Annotated in this window: 1 pseudogene; it reads right to left on the reverse strand. The window is 63.0% G+C overall.

The annotated features are described in order from the left end of the window. Positions 1–781: pseudogene (locus tag ACXR0M_RS27230) on the reverse strand (type IV secretion protein Rhs); the annotation flags it as partial.

Consider the following 781-nt stretch of genomic DNA (forward strand, 5'->3'; position numbering starts at 1 on the left):
TCAGCCGCGCGCCATTGAGATCAATCGCCGTCAGCGCGCCGCCCTTGGCGTAGTGGTAATCGAGCTTGCTGTTGTCCGGCAGACGCTGGCGCTTGAGCTGGCCGCAGGCGTCATAGGCGTAACGCAAGGTGCCCCAGCCCTGGTGCTCGGTGATCAGGCGATCCTGGCGGTCGTACTCGAAAGCCAGCGGATGGTTCTGCCCGTCATCGACCCCGGTCAGCCGCCCCAAAAGGTCGTAGCGGTACTCAACCTTGACCCCGTCCGGCAGGGTCTTGACCCGCAAGCGTCCCGCGACATCACGCTCATAAGCAGTGACCCACTGAGAACCGTCATCCCCAAACTCGGTCTTCTCCAGCAAATGTCCATTGAGGTCATAGGCATAGGCCGTGCGCCGGCCATCAAACCCGGTCTCCTGTCGGATCAGTCCGGTGGGCGTGTAGTCCAGCCGATATTTTTCCCCGGATTCGTTCTCGATCTCGGTGAGCAATAACCGCGCATGGTCATAGCGGTACTGCAGCCGCGTGCCGTCAGGATTGATCCGGCGCGAGACCAGATGCAGATCGTCGTCATACTCGTAACGGGTGATGTGCCCCAGTTCGTCGCGTTCGGCGGTAACCTGGCCGTAAGCACCGTAGCTGTAGGCGCGGGTCGCGCCGCCCGGCAACGTCGTCTGCAGCAGGCGTCCGGCGGCGTCCCATTGCTGGTGGGTGATCGCGCCGTGTTCGTCGCAGGTAGTGGTCCGGCGTCCCAGTGCATCGTAGGAAAAACGCCGCACACCGCC

This window comes from Pseudomonas sp. Eth.TT006, from assembly GCF_054456575.1.